The sequence below is a fragment of the Arenibacterium halophilum genome (genome assembly GCF_005938225.1).
GTDB classification, from domain to species: Bacteria; Pseudomonadota; Alphaproteobacteria; order Rhodobacterales; family Rhodobacteraceae; genus Arenibacterium; species Arenibacterium halophilum.
On the sequence record NZ_VCPC01000003.1, the window covers coordinates 724,118 to 737,863 of the forward strand.

15 protein-coding genes are annotated in these 13,746 nt (G+C 61.6%); 9 read left to right on the top strand and 6 right to left on the bottom strand.

From position 1 onward, the window contains the following. Positions 1-25: 25 nt before the first annotated feature. Entirely contained in the window at positions 26-667 is a 642-nt protein-coding gene (locus tag FGK64_RS16695) for an arylesterase (protein WP_171054112.1), read from the top strand. 246 nt (positions 668-913) lie between these two features. Here the strand turns inward: FGK64_RS16695 and FGK64_RS16700 are convergent, their stop codons facing one another. Further along, the gene (locus FGK64_RS16700; RefSeq protein ID WP_138864954.1) at positions 914-1,123 is read right to left on the bottom strand and encodes a cold-shock protein; all 210 of its coding nucleotides are present in this window, start codon (positions 1,121-1,123) and stop codon (positions 914-916) included. A gap of 235 nt (positions 1,124-1,358) precedes the next feature. After that, a complete protein-coding gene (locus FGK64_RS16705) occupies positions 1,359-1,916 on the bottom strand; it encodes a L,D-transpeptidase (protein ID WP_138864955.1) in 558 nt (185 codons plus the stop codon). Between the two features lie 362 nt (positions 1,917-2,278). Here FGK64_RS16705 and FGK64_RS16710 point away from each other — a divergent pair, with 362 nt between their 5' ends. The 5 genes from FGK64_RS16710 (at position 2,279) to FGK64_RS16730 (ending at position 5,659) form a co-directional block, all read left to right on the top strand. Next, positions 2,279-3,250 (top strand): response regulator, encoded by a 972-nt coding sequence (locus tag FGK64_RS16710; RefSeq protein WP_171054113.1) that lies wholly within the window; start codon positions 2,279-2,281, stop codon positions 3,248-3,250. 148 nt (positions 3,251-3,398) lie between these two features. Further along, on the top strand, positions 3,399-4,478 hold the full coding sequence (locus tag FGK64_RS16715; RefSeq protein ID WP_138864957.1) for a calcium-binding protein: 1,080 nt from the start codon (positions 3,399-3,401) through the stop codon (positions 4,476-4,478). A gap of 142 nt (positions 4,479-4,620) precedes the next feature. Continuing rightward, positions 4,621-4,962 (top strand): ArsR/SmtB family transcription factor, encoded by a 342-nt coding sequence (locus FGK64_RS16720; protein WP_138864958.1) that lies wholly within the window; start codon positions 4,621-4,623, stop codon positions 4,960-4,962. Further along, positions 4,959-5,426 (top strand): SRPBCC family protein, encoded by a 468-nt coding sequence (locus FGK64_RS16725; protein ID WP_138864959.1) that lies wholly within the window; start codon positions 4,959-4,961, stop codon positions 5,424-5,426. The genes FGK64_RS16720 and FGK64_RS16725 overlap by 4 nt, the downstream gene beginning before the upstream one ends. 11 nt (positions 5,427-5,437) lie before the next feature. Then, positions 5,438-5,659 (top strand): DUF4287 domain-containing protein, encoded by a 222-nt coding sequence (locus FGK64_RS16730; RefSeq protein ID WP_138864960.1) that lies wholly within the window; start codon positions 5,438-5,440, stop codon positions 5,657-5,659. A gap of 313 nt (positions 5,660-5,972) precedes the next feature. Here the strand turns inward: FGK64_RS16730 and ettA are convergent, their stop codons facing one another. Beyond that, complete coding sequence (ettA, locus tag FGK64_RS16735) at positions 5,973-7,628, bottom strand: energy-dependent translational throttle protein EttA (RefSeq protein WP_138864961.1); 1,656 nt, start codon at positions 7,626-7,628, stop codon at positions 5,973-5,975. 72 nt (positions 7,629-7,700) lie between these two features. Next, positions 7,701-8,471 (bottom strand): hypothetical protein, encoded by a 771-nt coding sequence (locus tag FGK64_RS16740; protein ID WP_138864962.1) that lies wholly within the window; start codon positions 8,469-8,471, stop codon positions 7,701-7,703. A gap of 120 nt (positions 8,472-8,591) precedes the next feature. Here FGK64_RS16740 and FGK64_RS16745 point away from each other — a divergent pair, with 120 nt between their 5' ends. Further along, entirely contained in the window at positions 8,592-9,236 is a 645-nt protein-coding gene (locus tag FGK64_RS16745; RefSeq protein ID WP_138864963.1) for a nicotinate-nucleotide adenylyltransferase, read from the top strand. Here FGK64_RS16745 and FGK64_RS16750 read toward each other — a convergent pair. Then, positions 9,186-10,013 carry a DMT family transporter gene (locus FGK64_RS16750; RefSeq protein WP_138864964.1) on the bottom strand — a complete coding sequence of 276 codons (828 nt, stop codon included), beginning with the start codon at positions 10,011-10,013 and terminating at the stop codon, positions 9,186-9,188. The genes FGK64_RS16745 and FGK64_RS16750 overlap by 51 nt on opposite strands. Positions 10,014-10,099: 86 nt before the next feature. On the opposite strand from FGK64_RS16750, the gene dacB reads away from it, so the two are divergent. Next, positions 10,100-11,605 (top strand): D-alanyl-D-alanine carboxypeptidase/D-alanyl-D-alanine endopeptidase, encoded by a 1,506-nt coding sequence (gene dacB / locus FGK64_RS16755; protein ID WP_171054114.1) that lies wholly within the window; start codon positions 10,100-10,102, stop codon positions 11,603-11,605. Here dacB and FGK64_RS16760 read toward each other — a convergent pair. Continuing rightward, positions 11,602-11,979, bottom strand: a complete 378-nt coding sequence (locus FGK64_RS16760; RefSeq protein WP_246057803.1) for a tellurite resistance TerB family protein — start codon at positions 11,977-11,979, stop codon at positions 11,602-11,604. The two genes, dacB and FGK64_RS16760, sit on opposite strands and share 4 nt — an antisense overlap. Before the next feature lie 175 nt (positions 11,980-12,154). Here FGK64_RS16760 and FGK64_RS16765 point away from each other — a divergent pair, with 175 nt between their 5' ends. Next, positions 12,155-13,729 (top strand): lysine--tRNA ligase, encoded by a 1,575-nt coding sequence (locus FGK64_RS16765; RefSeq protein ID WP_138864966.1) that lies wholly within the window; start codon positions 12,155-12,157, stop codon positions 13,727-13,729. Positions 13,730-13,746 lie beyond the last annotated feature (17 nt).

The following is a 13,746-nucleotide window of genomic DNA, read 5'->3' on the forward strand; positions in this document are numbered from 1 at the left end:
CCCCTCATATGGAGCGCGAGGCGTGATGCGCAAGATATTGCCGGGCATTGTTTTTATCTTGTCGGCCCAGATGGCGACGGCCGAGCCGGTGACGGTGGCCGCATTGGGCGACAGTCTGACGCAGGGCTACGGGCTGCCACAGGCAGATGGGTTCGTGCCGCAACTGGAACGCTGGCTGCGCGACAACGGGGCGGATGTCGTGTTGGTGAATGCCGGCGTTTCGGGCGATACCTCGGTCGGGGGCGCCGCGCGGCTGGACTGGACGCTGACCCCCGAGGTGGATGCACTGATCGTCACGCTTGGCGGAAACGATCTTTTGCGAGGCATTGACCCATCCGTCACCCGCACGAGCCTTGAAAAAATTCTGAGCGGTGCCGAGGACGCCGGGGTAGAGGTTCTGCTGATCGGAATGCCGGCACCTGCTAATTTCGGCGCGGACTACAAGGCCGCGTTCGAGGCAAATTACAGCGAACTGGCCGAAGCGTACGGTGTTTTGTTCGTTCCAAACTTTCTGTCCGCCCTGACTGACGGGGGCACCGACCCATCCGCCGCGCGCGCTTTTTTGCAGGAAGATGGTATCCATCCCAGTGCCGAAGGTGTCGCGCGCATCGTGGACACAATCGGGCCGGTTGCATTGGAACTGGTGGAAAAGGCTGGTGGCGACTAGGTTCGCGATCGGCACCCGGGCCAGGCGAGGAGAGTGCGCGGGGGGCTCTGCCCCCGTCCCTTCGGGACTCCCCCGGGATATTTGTACCCCAAAGAATGTACAGGTGTCGCTGCTTCTTTAAGGTCTCAAATATTCCCGCCGGAGGCATCGCGCGCAAACGCGATCAATGGGAGTGACCCTCTGAACGCAATGCGGCCGCCTCCCTGTTTCCAGGCGGCGGCCGCATCGTATTCTTTGGCGCGACGTTTAGTCGGCGAGCGCGATGTTGACCGCGGCTTCACGGCCGTCACGGCCCGGCTCGATGTCGAAGGTCACCTTCTGGTTGTCCTTCAGACCGGTCAGACCGGCGCGTTCCACGGCGGAGATGTGCACGAACACATCCTTGCTTGCGCCTTCGGGTGCGATAAAGCCGAACCCTTTGGTGGCGTTGAACCATTTGACGGTGCCCTTGGCCATCGTCTGTCTCCTTCAGTGATCCTGCCCACGACATGTGGCAGGGTGGCAAAGTCATAGATCGAAAACTGAGCCGAAAAAGGAGCAGTGGGGTCGATTGCATAACGTCGCGGGTGAGATATGGAGCGATTCACGCCTTCGTTGCAAGGAAGATTTGGTAAACCGAGTGTGACGGCATGTTCAGGCCGATGGTAAGGCGCGATCGGATCATGAACTGGGTACCGGCGACACAACCGACCTACAGGACGGTGACGACAGTCCCGATGGGGACGCGGCTGTACAGGTCGATCACGTGATCGTTCAGCATTCGGATGCAGCCATTCGAGGCCGAGTGGCCAATTGTTTCCGGCTGGGTCGTTCCGTGGATCCGGAAATAGGTATCGACACCATTTTGGAACAGGTAAAGCGCACGGGCGCCCAGCGGGTTGGTGGGGCCTCCGGGCATGATGTAATCGTTGTCGATAAACCGCGCGTAGGCGCGGGGATCGCGTTCGATCATTTCGTTGGTCGGGCGCCAGGTGGGCCATTCCTTTTTGACCTGGATGACAGCCGTTCCGGTGAATTCCAGCCCGGCCTTGCCAACGCCGACCCCATAGCGCAGCGCCTTGCGCGGCTCGGTCACGTAATAAAGATAGTACGACCGCGGCAGGATCAGCAGTTGTCCGGGCAGAAAGTCTTTTTTGATGCGCACATACTGAGGAGTCGGGTCGAACTCACCGGCAGCCTGGGCCTGAAGGACCGCCGGCAAAGCTGTGGCTGCGGCAGTCGTGGCGAGGAAGTGGCGTCGTGTCAGCATCGGGAACTCGTCAATAGGTTTCGTTATCAATGAAACAAGGATCGTGGCTGTATTGTTCCGGGTCAAGAGGGGACGGGCGCTTTGGGCGGGCATCCGGGCCGATGGAGTGATTCTGTTTCCAATGTGAGTCTGCCCATTTGCAGGCAATTGCTGGGCGCACACCCTTGACGCCCGCACACAATCTTGGGTTGATTCACTCAACGGTTTGCAGTTTTTGCAAGAATTTGTCGCCGTTCGTGGACAGTGGCCCATTCCGGACACATTCGAGTCCAACTGCCGCCCCGATAAAGGTTAACAAAGTATTAGGATGGACTTGAACAACCCTACGGCGAGTGCGGTTTCGCCGTGGTATGGAGACACTGATGAAAATACTCGCCGTAGACGACGATCCGATCATTCACGATCTGTTGAAGGACGCCCTGTCGGTTCAGGGGTACGACGATCTGACGTGTGCCGGCTCTTCGGAAGAAGCTCTGGAGCTGATAGACAGCGCCCGCAAGCCTTTTGACACCTTCCTTCTTGATATCCTGCTGCCGGGGATCGATGGGGTCGAGCTATGTCGGCGCATTCGCGAACGGTCAGAGTATCGGGCGACGCCGGTAATCATGATCACGGCCAGCCGCCAACCGAACCTTATGCAGACCGCGTTCGCCGCAGGCGCTACCGACTATGTGACCAAGCCGTTCGATGCGCTTGAGCTGGGCACGCGTGTCAATCTGGCTTCGATGCTGAGCGACAGCCTGCACCGCGAAGCGTTGAGCCGTCACACGATGGAAGAGCTCACCAAGCTGACCCGCATCGGGTTCGAAGATCGCGTGACCCTGAACAATGTCTACGGGGTAAGCGATTTCCTGGCGATCGAGAATGGCCTGCTGCGCAGCACCAGCGGCTGCTATGCGCTCAGCATGTTCGCGATTCAGATCGAAGGCGCGCGCGAGCTGTTCAGCCAACTTACGCCTCCGCAGTTCCGCAAGCACCTTGAACAGGTTTCGGCCGCGATCGTCGACAGCGTCAATCTGTCGACGGCGCAGATCGCCTATGCCGGGCGGGGCATGTTCGTCTACGTCCAGCACGGCCGTCAGCGGATCGACATCAAGGGCCTGTGCCGCGAGATCGAATCGAAGATGTCGGGCGCATGGGATGCCGCGCCAGCCGGCATGGACCGCGCCCCTGATCTGTCGGGTCAAGAGGTCTCGGGCAACCGGCTGTGGTCGGGCATGGCCGCCAGCAACGCGCTGAACGCCTTCCTGACCAAGCAGGAAAAACTGCCAAAGGCGAAACTGTCGGACGAGGAAACGCTGTTTGCCTCGATGGCTGCGCGGATGCGCCGCTAGGCAACACGGGCCAATCGGCTTTTGACAGGGCGCCTTCAGGGGCGCCCTTTTGCTGTGCATAGGGCGGGTAAGACCATCTCGGAAAGATCCGTTGCGCGGATCGTTTTGCGCCAATACGATTTTGGCACATTTTATCGGAGATTTTCAGATGACAACTTTTGCTGTTTGGTCTGATACGGTCTGGCTGGACCTTGGTTGGCCAATCACGGGCGTGCCGACAGGGGCGCCGTATTTCGGGCAGATGATCGTCTATGGCGACGTGCCAGAGGCCATGGTTCCGGGTCACCTCACCGATATTTCTGATTTTACGGTGGTCTTCGGCCAGGTCGAAGTGGGCAACCAGTTGCTGACCGGCTCCGCCAAGGTGCTGCTGCACGACGGGTCGGCCGTGTGGGACGATGGAACCGGGTCGTTCGATACCCTGGGTGGATACTATATCGAGAATGACCCGGTGACGGCTTATGGTACTTTGCTGATCGAATCCGAGGTACGTAGCGATGGCAGTTTTGGCGCCAGCCGTTACCTGAATGCCGATGAACACTTTGGCACGCGAACGGCCGACCGGCTGGCCGGATCCGAAAAGATCGATATCCTGAAAGGCGGGCGCGGCGATGACACGCTGATCGGGCGCGATGGCGCCGACCGTCTGTTCGGCGGCGCGGGCGATGACGTGCTGAGGGGAGGCGAGGGGAGTGATACCCTGTCTGGTGGCGCTGGCGACGATATCCTCCGAGGCGGCGACGGGAACGATTATTTGCGCGGCGGGGCAGGGCGGGATGTTCTGTTCGCCGAGCAGGGCATCGACCATCTGCAGGGCAACGCGGGCCGCGACACATTGATAAACCGTGGGACCGCGCAGGCCATCATGGAAGGTGGTCGCCACGGCGACAAAATCGTGTCGCATGGGCAAAGCGACATCCACGGCGGGGCAGGCCGCGACCGGATTGTCCTGGCCGGGATTGGCGGCGACGAGATTCACGGCGGCACAGGGGTTGATACGTTTGTCTTCAGGCCGATCGCTTGGTCGGTTCCAACATATGTGTTCCACGATTTCGACGCCGCCACCGAGACATTGGATTTCACCGCGACGGGGCTGACGGCTGACAGCGTGGAATTCAGCTCTCAGTTTGAACAGAACGGCATCGTCCGGGTCGTCGTCGATGAACGGCTGTATCATCTGACCTTCACGAACGATACCGAGGTTACCCTGGACAACTTCCTGTTCTGACGCCGGGTGTACCCGCGACGCTGTTATCTCTGGTTCCCGGCTCTGCGCGATCTTTCCGTCGGTTCGGCGGCGGTCTGCCGAAAGTCAATCCAGGCAATCGCCAAAGATTGACGGCGAGCCGATTAACTTAATACTTAGCAATATGGCTAAGTATGAGTCGCAACTTGATACCTGCTTTTCCGCGCTGGGCGACAGCACGCGGCGGGCGATCCTGCAACGGCTGGCGCGGGGCAGCGCCACGGTCAGCGAATTGGCCGCGCCGCATGATATGGCGCTGCCGTCGTTCATGGCACACCTGAAAAAGCTGGAGCAGGCCGGGCTGATCGTGACCACCAAGCAGGGCCGAACCCGCCAGTGCGCATTGGCGGAAGATGCGTTTCTGCCTGCCCTGTCATGGCTCGACCAACAGCGCGACCTTTGGAAAGCCAGGCTCGACCAATTCGACAACTATGTTCTCAACCTTACGAAAGACCGTAACACATGAACTTGAATCCCGAGACGGACCTGACCTTTACCCGCACCCTTGCCGCTCCGCGCACGGTTCTGTGGAAATGTTGGACAACGCCTGACCACATCAAACATTTTTTTGTTCCCAAACCGCACAGCATCGAATCCTGCGATATCGACCTGCGAGTGGGCGGGCGGTTCAACACGGTGATGAACGTCGATGGCACGCTCTACGATAACAAGGGCATCTGGCTTGACGTGATCCCGATGGAACGGCTGGTCTTTACCGATGGCTATACCGAAGGCTGGGTGCCTGCCGCCGATCCCTTCATGACGGCTATTTTGGATTTCGCCGACGACGGGCAGGGGGGCACCACGTACACCGCCACGGCACGCCACCGCTCGGCCGAGGCCTGCAAACGGCACAAGGACATGGGGTTCTTCGACGGCTGGGGCACAGTGGCAACCCAGCTTGAAACTTACGCGCAATCTCTGTCCTGAAGGAAGTGGTCATGACATCCAGCGACAAGAAGCCGGTGAAAGGGCCGGCCTCCTACTTTCCCTCGATCGAAAAAACCTACGGAAAACCGATCGACCATTGGCTTGCCCTGATCGAGGAACAGGAGGGTATGAAACACATGGAAAGGGTCGCCTTGCTCAAATCCGAACACGGGCTGGGACATGGCCATGCCAACGCGCTGGTGGCCTATGTCCTGTCGCAGAAGAAGCCCTGAAAACTCTGCTTCTTTGGGCTAAAAATATCCCCGCCGGAGGCATCGCGCGTCAGCGCGATCTATTGCGGTTCAGCTACAACAAGGGGAGAATATCAAGGCCTGCACATGCCAACTGCCACGCGCGAAATATGCCCGTGGCAGTGGCTGAAGCATCCTCGTGCGCGCGTCGACAGGGTGATTCCGGGGATGAGGCGCTGCGGACTGGCTTCGTACAGGAACCATAGCAAATTTTGCCCCGAGTCGCATCTTGAATCCGGTCTGGCTTGCCAAACGAAAGCCCCCGCCCATCAGGTCATGGGCGGGGGCATAAGGACTAGCGCGAAAACTTCTTGTGCTTCAGGCGCTTGGGTTCCAGCGCATCAGCGCCAAGGCGGCGCTTCTTGTCTTCCTCGTAGTCTTCGAAGTTGCCTTCGAACCATTCCACATGCGCCTCGCCCTCGAAGGCCAGGATATGCGTGCAGATCCGGTCAAGGAAGAAGCGGTCGTGCGAAATCACCACCGCGCAGCCCGCGAAATCCGACAGCGCGTCTTCCAGCGCGCGCAGCGTTTCCACGTCAAGGTCGTTGGTCGGTTCGTCAAGCAGCAGCACGTTGCCGCCCGATTTCAGCAGCCGCGCCATGTGCACCCGGTTGCGTTCCCCGCCCGACAGCAGGCTGACCTTTTTCTGCTGGTCGCTGCCCTTGAAGTTGAAGGCCCCGCAATAGGCGCGCGAGTTGATCTGGGCATCGCCCAGTTCGATGATCTCGGCACCGCCGCTGATCGCTTCCCAGACGTTGTCGCCGGGGTTCAGATCGTCGCGCGACTGATCGACATAGGACAGATCGACCGTGTTGCCGATCTCGATCGTGCCGCTATCGGGCTTTTCCAACCCGGTGATCATCTTGAAAAGCGTGGATTTGCCGGCCCCGTTTGGGCCGATCACGCCGACGATGGCGCCCGGCGGAACCGAGAAGGACAGGTTCTCGATCAACAGCTTGTCGCCCATCGCCTTGCCCAGGTTTTCGACCTCGATCACCTTGCCGCCTAGGCGCTGCCCGGGCGGAATGATGATCTGGGCTTTGCCGATCTTTTCGCGCATCGACTGGTCTGCCAGCTTTTCATAGGCTTGGATCCGCGCCTTGGATTTCGCCTGACGCGCCTTGGCGCCCTGCCGCATCCACTGAAGTTCGCGCTCCAGCGTCTTCTGCTTGGATTTGTCCTCGCGGGCTTCCTGCTCCAGCCGCTTGGCCTTCTGTTCGACCCAGGCAGAGTAGTTGCCCTCGTAGGGGATGCCGCGCCCGCGATCCAACTCGAGGATCCAGCCGGTAATGCTGTCCAGGAAATAGCGGTCGTGGGTCACGATCAGGATCGTGCCCTTGTACTCGATCAGGTGCTGTTGCAGCCAGGCGATGGTTTCCGCGTCCAGGTGGTTGGTCGGTTCGTCAAGCAGCAGCATATCGGGCGCTTCCAGCAGCAGCTTGCACAGTGCCACGCGGCGGCGTTCCCCGCCCGAAAGCGTCGCGACATTGGCTTCGTCCGGCGGGCAGCGCAGCGCCTCGAGCGAGACATCCACCTGGCTGTCCAGATCCCACAGGTTTTCCGCATCAATACGGTCTTGCAAGGCGGCCATTTCGTCGGCGGTTTCGTCGGAATAGTTCATCGCCAGTTCGTTATAACGATCAAGGATGTCCTTTTTCGCCTTCACGCCCAGCATCACGTTGTCGCGCACACTCAGGTTTTCATCCAGCTGCGGTTCCTGCGGCAGATAGCCAACGCGCGCGCCTTCGGCCGACCAGGCCTCGCCGGTGAAATCCTTGTCCATGCCGGCCATGATCTTCATCAGCGTCGACTTACCGGCGCCGTTCACGCCGACCACGCCGATCTTCACGCCGGGCAGGAAGTTCAGGTTGATGTTTTCAAAGCATTTCTTGCCGCCCGGGTAGGCTTTTGACACCCCGGACATGTGATAGACGTATTGATAGGCAGCCATTTTGCGTTCCGTGCTGTCAGGGAAAGTTTGGCGGCTGTCTAGTGTGTGTCGCTCCGAATTGCAATTCGCGCCCTAGCGTTTCCAGCGCGCGCGCACGCTTTCCAGGATCGGCCAGACCACGCGGGAATTGTCAAAGTGGTGGCAGCGCGCCCCTTCCGAGTTTCGCCCGGCTTCGTGGTTCAGGCACAGCGCAATGGCAGCAATGATATTCGGGTCGGTATTGGCGGCCAGATCGACCTCGTTGCCGTCGATATGGCGGCTGAGCTGTGCCCAGTCGGCCTTCTTGGTCAGCAGGTCGGTGAACCTGGCCTTGTTCTTGTCGCGTTTCAACTCGTCCAGTTGAACGCGCAGCTTTTCATTGCCAGCCAGAAAGCGGTTATCCTTGCCGTTGCGCAGGTGGCTGTACCAGTTGGCATAAAGCGCCGCGACCTGATTGCGCTTGCTGCGCTGGCCCGACATCACGGTGATCGGCGTGCCATAGTGTGCCGAAACCTCGGCCAACACGTTCAGGATTTTCCTGTCCACCCCGGCGGTTTTCCCCAAGACCTGCCCGGCTGCGGGGGCATCGGCTTCGGCTGCGGGTTCAGGTTCTGGTGCGGGGGCCGGTTCGGGTTTGGTCAGGCCAAACTGCTTGCGCGCCTGTTTTGCGACCATCTTGGCGATCTTGACCGAGGCTATACCCGGCTCTTCGCGCTTGCGCTGGCTGGCGGTGAAATACAGCGCGAATGTATCACGCACCATGGCCTCGACCGCATCGGCATTCTCACCGGCAAGGGCGCGCATTTCCTCCACCAGCGCATTGCAGGTCTGGTGGGCAGTCGGGTCGGCAAGGGTATCAGACATGGAATATCGTCGCTTTGGGCAAAGGGTTAGGGCCAGAATACGCGCGCTGCCATTGACAATCCAGCCCGCCCGGTCAGAACAAGGTCAACGATTGCGGCCAAGGCCGGGAACCGGGGTGGAATGAGCGACAATTTTCCCTTTGCACGGGCAGGGCAGAGCATTGGCCTGCTGGGTGGTTCCTTTGATCCGCCGCATAGGGGGCATGTGCATATCACCCATCAGGCGCTGGCGCGGTTCGGTCTGGATCGTGTCTGGTGGCTGGTGTCGCCCGGCAATCCGCTGAAGGCACACGGGCCTGCGCCGCTGGACCAGCGCATGGGGGCATCACGTGCGATTATGCAGCACCCGCGGGTGCAGGTCACCAATATCGAAACCCGTCTGAGCACGCGGATCACCGCTGAAACCATCGCGGCGCTGGTCGAGCGCTATCCGTGGGTGCGGTTCGTCTGGCTGATGGGGGCCGACAACCTTGCGCAATTCCACCGCTGGCAGGACTGGCGCTATATCATGGATACGGTTCCCGTGGGCGTTCTGGCCCGCCCGGGCGATCGTATCTCGGCCCGGATGTCGCCAGCGGCGCGGGCCTATGCGCGATACCGCATTCCGGGGCGCGCCAGCCATCTGCTGGCCCAAGCCACGGCGCCGGCGTGGTGTTTCGTGAATGTGCCAATGGTCGCGATCAGTTCGTCGGCGATCCGGGCGCGGGGCGACTGGTCAGCGTCGCAAGCTGGCCGAGGTCAGACCGGCGGCAAGAATCACGAATAGCCCTGTGATCGTGTAAAGATCGGGAAGCTCGTTGAACACCAGCCAGCCGAGCCCGGTGGCCGCGATCAGCTGGAAATAGACGAGCGGCGCCATTTTCGTCGATTCCGCGCGGGCGTAGACATAGAGCAGCAGCAGGTTGCCCCCCATGGAAAACGCCGCGCTGGACAGCGACAGCCCCGCGATGGGCCAGGTGAAGGCAGGCAGGTGCGGCAGTGAAAATGGTGCCACGATAACTGCGCTGGCCACCAGTTGCGTTGCCGTCAGCTGAAGTGGCGAGCCGATATGCGACAGCCAGCGCGAGGTGGTCAGGAAGGTGCCATAGCAGCTGCCCGCCACCAAGGCCCAGATCAGCCCCGGAGAGCCACCTACACCCGGGCGCACCACCAGCAGAACGCCGCAGAAGCCAGCCAGCATCAGCAGGCTGCGCAGCCAGCCGGCCGGTTCGCGCAGAAACAGCGCCGACAGGGCAAAGCTGATGATCGGCCCGACAAAGAAGGCCGCAAAGACATCGGCCAAGGCTTCGGTGCGCAGCGCGGTCTGGATCGCAAGCACGCCGAAGGCGATAGAACAGGCCCGCAGCCACACGCGCCAGTCGGCCAGCAAGGCCCATGTGCCATGCGGGGCAAGCGGTGCGACGATCAGCGCCCCCAGAACGAACCGCGACAGGGCCACGAACGATGGATGCACGCCCATGCCTTCGGTCATCAGTTTGCCCGACAGGTCCCCGGCAGGGATCATCGACATGGCAATGAACATGATAACTATCGGCTTGAGCATGGGCCGCGTGCTATCATGGGCAACAGGGCGGGGGAAGCTGTTCGTTCCCGCTTGTTTGGCGGGCGGGGCTGGGGTTAATTGGCGCCATGAAACCAGTGTTGAACCGTCGCACTCTTCTGTCGGGCCTTGGCGCGATGATCGCCACCGGGGCGGTGGCGGGCACGCCGCTTGCGCCGGAACGGTCGCTGCGGCCTGTGCTGCGCAACGGGGCCGTGCGGGCCAGCGCGGTCGCCGGGCCGGAAACCGTGCTGCGCAAGGCGGGCATTTCCGGTGAAAGCTGTTGGGCTGTGGCCGATGTGGCGACGGGCCAGCGGCTGGAATCGATGAATGGCAACAAGGCGCAACCGCCTGCCAGTGTCGCCAAGACCGTAACGGCGCTATACGCGCTTGAAACGCTGGGGGCCGACTATCGCTTCACCACCCGCGTGATGATCGACGGGACCATGTCGAACGGCGTGCTCAACGGCGATCTGATCCTGGCTGGCGGCGGTGATCCGACGCTGGACACCGATGCGCTGGCCGTCTTGGCGCAGCGATTGAAATCCACCGGCCTGCGCGAGGTGCGCGGGCGGTTCATCGTGTACGATGGCGCACTGCCCTACGTGCGCTCGATCGACGAAGACCAGCCCGAGGTCGTTGGCTACAGCCCCGCCGTTTCGGGCATCGCGCTGAATTTCAACCGGGTGCGGTTCGAATGGAAGCGTGCGCAGGGCGGCTACGCGGTGAAGATGGACGCCGAGACCGCGCGATACCGCCCCGAGGTCGCCAGTTCGGTCATGACGGTCGTGCAACGGTCCGCCCCGGTCTACACCTATGCCGACCGAGACGGGCGCGACCATTGGACAGTTGCCAGCGCGGCGCTGGGCAAGGGCGGATCGCGCTGGCTGCCGGTGCGGCGCCCGGGCGATTATGCGGGCGACGTGTTCCGCACTTTGGCGCGGGCCCATGGCATCGTGCTGAAACCGGCGCGCACCGAGTCGCGCCCGCCTGCGGGGGCAATTGTTGTGGCCGAACACAGCAGCGACCGGCTGTGGACGGTTCTTCAGGACATGCTGAAATATTCCAACAACCTTGTGGCCGAGATGGTGGGCATGACCGCCAGCGCCCGGCGCGAAGGCAAGCCGCCGCAGTCGCTGCGCGCCTCTGCGCGCGAGATGAGCCGTTGGGCCGCGCATCGGTTCGACATGAAGAACACCGCGCTGGTCGATCACTCGGGGCTTGGTGATGCCTCGCGCATGACGCCCGACGATCTGGTCGCCGCGCTGGTCGAGGTGCATCGCCGGGGCGTGCTGCGCCCGCTGCTGAAGCCCATCGCCATGCGCGACGACCGCGGCCGGGTGCTGACGAACCATCCGGTGAAGGTAGATGCCAAGACGGGAACGCTTAATTTCGTTTCAGGTCTTGGCGGTTTCATGACGGCGCCGAACGGGGCGGAACTGGCATTCGCGATCTTTTCCGCCGACACCGCTGCGCGAGGGCGTCTGTCGCGGGCCGAGCGGGTGCGCCCCGATGGCGGGCGCGCATGGAACGGGCGCGCCAAGCGGCTGCAACAGATGCTGATTGACCGCTGGGGGGCGCTGTACGGCAGTTAGGGCCGATACAGATAGTGCCGTGCCCGCGCGCCGCGCTCGATGGCGGCGCCGATCAGCCGGTCAATCCGCAGCTCGTACCGGATTTCCTCGAGCATCCGCAGCTCCTGATCGGTCAGGACCCCATCGGATGCCGCTACATCGCAGGCCAGCGCATAGGCCGTTTCAAACAGCTCTTCCGGAAGGTTGTCGCGGATCAGACCAAACAGCGCATCCAGCCCGTCTTCCTGCTCGAACAGGTCGAACACCATCTGCGAAACATGGTTCATGCGGTCGATGTCATACTTGGCAAAGACCGGCAGCAGGTTGACCGAAGATTGGATTTCGACCAGCTCGGAGGTGCGGATGGTTTCGTCAGAGGCCGATACCGCCACCATCAGCGCGACAAGGCAATCCTGATAGCTCAGGCTGTGGGTGTCATCGTCTTGCACGGGTCTGTCCTTTCGTCGCGATAGCCGGATGATGCCTGAATATTGACCTTGCTGCACCGGCACAATAGGTAGCGGCGTCACGCCGCGCGCGATGCCCGGCGGATCAGTACCGGAGTTCGACATGTCTGACACCCGCGAAGCGGCGCTTGCGTCCAAAGCCTGGCCTTTCGAAGAAGCGCGCCGGGTGCTGAAACGCTATGAAAAGGCGCCGCCCGAAAAGGGCTATGTGCTGTTCGAAACCGGCTATGGCCCGTCCGGTCTGCCCCATATCGGCACCTTCGGCGAAGTTGCGCGCACCACGATGATCAAGCGCGCGTTCGAGGAAATTTCCGACATCCCGACGCGGCTGATCTGTTTCTCGGACGATCTGGACGGGATGCGCAAGGTGCCCGGCAATGTCCCGAACCAGGACATGCTGCGCGAGCACCTGCAAAAGCCGCTGACCTCGGTGCCCGATCCGTTTGGCACCCACGACAGCTTTGGCGACCACAACAACGCCATGCTGCGCCGGTTCCTGGATACCTTCGGGTTCGAGTATGAATTCATCAGCGCGACCGACTTCTACCGCTCGGGCCAGTTCGACACGATCCTGCGCCGCGCCGCCGAGCGGTATGACGACATCATGAAGATCATGCTGAAGTCGCTGCGCGAGGAACGCCAGCAGACCTATTCGATCTTCCTGCCAATCCACCCGGAAACCGGGCGCGTTCTGTATGTGCCGATGAAAGAGGTGAACGCCGCCGAGGGCACGATCACCTTTGACGACGAAGACGGGCGCGAATGGATACTGCCGGTGACCGGCGGTAACGTGAAACTGCAATGGAAGCCCGATTTCGGCGCCCGCTGGGCCGCGCTGGGCGTCGATTTCGAGATGTACGGCAAGGATCACTCGACCAACACGCCGATCTACGATGGCATCTGCCGCGCGCTGGGCGTGCCCGCGCCGGAGCATTTCACCTATGAACTGTTCCTCGATGAAAACGGCCAGAAAATCTCGAAATCCTCGGGCAACGGCGTCAGCATCGACGAATGGCTGACCTATGCCAGCACGGAATCCCTGTCGTATTTCATGTATCAAAAGCCCAAGACGGCCAAGCGGATGCATTTCGATGTGATCCCCAAGGCGGTCGATGAATATCACCAGCAGCTGCGCGCCTATCCTACGCAGGACGTAAAGGCCCAGCTGAACAACCCGGTGTGGCACATCCACGGCGGCAACGTGCCCGAAAGCACGCTGGTGGTGCCCTTCGGGATGCTGCTGAACCTCGCCTCGGTGTCGGGTGCGCAGGACAAGGCGCAGCTCTGGGGCTTCATCAACCGCTACGCGCCCGAGGCCTCGGCCGAAACCCACCCCGATCTGGACCAGGCGGCCGGATTTGCCGTGCGCTATTTCAACGACTTCGTGAAACCCACGCGCCAGTTCCGCGCCCCGACCGAGCAGGAACGCGAGGCGCTGGAAGCGCTGCGCGCCGAGCTGTCCACCTATAACGGCCCGCTGGACGACGAGGCGCTGCAATCGGTGGTCTATTCGGTGGGGCGCGACCGGTTCGACCCGCTGCGCGCCTGGTTCACCGCGCTCTACGAGGTGCTTCTGGGCGCAAGCCAGGGCCCCCGGTTCGGCGGCTTCATCGCGCTGTACGGCGTGCAGGAAACCATCGCTCTGATCGACAAGGCGCTGGCGGGCGAGCTGGCTTAGGCGCCTGCCCCAAGGAA

Bases quoted from the DNA above. Each gene is read 5' to 3' on its own strand.
- FGK64_RS16745 (WP_138864963.1), top strand. From the start codon at position 8,592: ATGAGCGACAATTTTCCCTTTGCACGGGCAGGGCAGAGCATTGGCCTG.
- FGK64_RS16720 (WP_138864958.1), top strand. From the start codon at position 4,621: ATGGCTAAGTATGAGTCGCAACTTGATACCTGCTTTTCCGCGCTGGGC.
- ettA (WP_138864961.1), bottom strand. From the start codon at position 7,628: ATGGCTGCCTATCAATACGTCTATCACATGTCCGGGGTGTCAAAAGCC.
- FGK64_RS16725 (WP_138864959.1), top strand. From the start codon at position 4,959: ATGAACTTGAATCCCGAGACGGACCTGACCTTTACCCGCACCCTTGCC.
- FGK64_RS16740 (WP_138864962.1), bottom strand. From the start codon at position 8,471: ATGTCTGATACCCTTGCCGACCCGACTGCCCACCAGACCTGCAATGCG.
- FGK64_RS16750 (WP_138864964.1), bottom strand. From the start codon at position 10,013: ATGCTCAAGCCGATAGTTATCATGTTCATTGCCATGTCGATGATCCCT.
- FGK64_RS16730 (WP_138864960.1), top strand. From the start codon at position 5,438: ATGACATCCAGCGACAAGAAGCCGGTGAAAGGGCCGGCCTCCTACTTT.
- FGK64_RS16700 (WP_138864954.1), bottom strand. From the start codon at position 1,123: ATGGCCAAGGGCACCGTCAAATGGTTCAACGCCACCAAAGGGTTCGGC.
- FGK64_RS16760 (WP_246057803.1), bottom strand. From the start codon at position 11,979: ATGGTGGCGGTATCGGCCTCTGACGAAACCATCCGCACCTCCGAGCTG.
- dacB (WP_171054114.1), top strand. From the start codon at position 10,100: ATGAAACCAGTGTTGAACCGTCGCACTCTTCTGTCGGGCCTTGGCGCG.
- FGK64_RS16710 (WP_171054113.1), top strand. From the start codon at position 2,279: ATGAAAATACTCGCCGTAGACGACGATCCGATCATTCACGATCTGTTG.
- FGK64_RS16715 (WP_138864957.1), top strand. From the start codon at position 3,399: ATGACAACTTTTGCTGTTTGGTCTGATACGGTCTGGCTGGACCTTGGT.
- FGK64_RS16695 (WP_171054112.1), top strand. From the start codon at position 26: ATGCGCAAGATATTGCCGGGCATTGTTTTTATCTTGTCGGCCCAGATG.
- FGK64_RS16765 (WP_138864966.1), top strand. From the start codon at position 12,155: ATGTCTGACACCCGCGAAGCGGCGCTTGCGTCCAAAGCCTGGCCTTTC.
- FGK64_RS16705 (WP_138864955.1), bottom strand. From the start codon at position 1,916: ATGCTGACACGACGCCACTTCCTCGCCACGACTGCCGCAGCCACAGCT.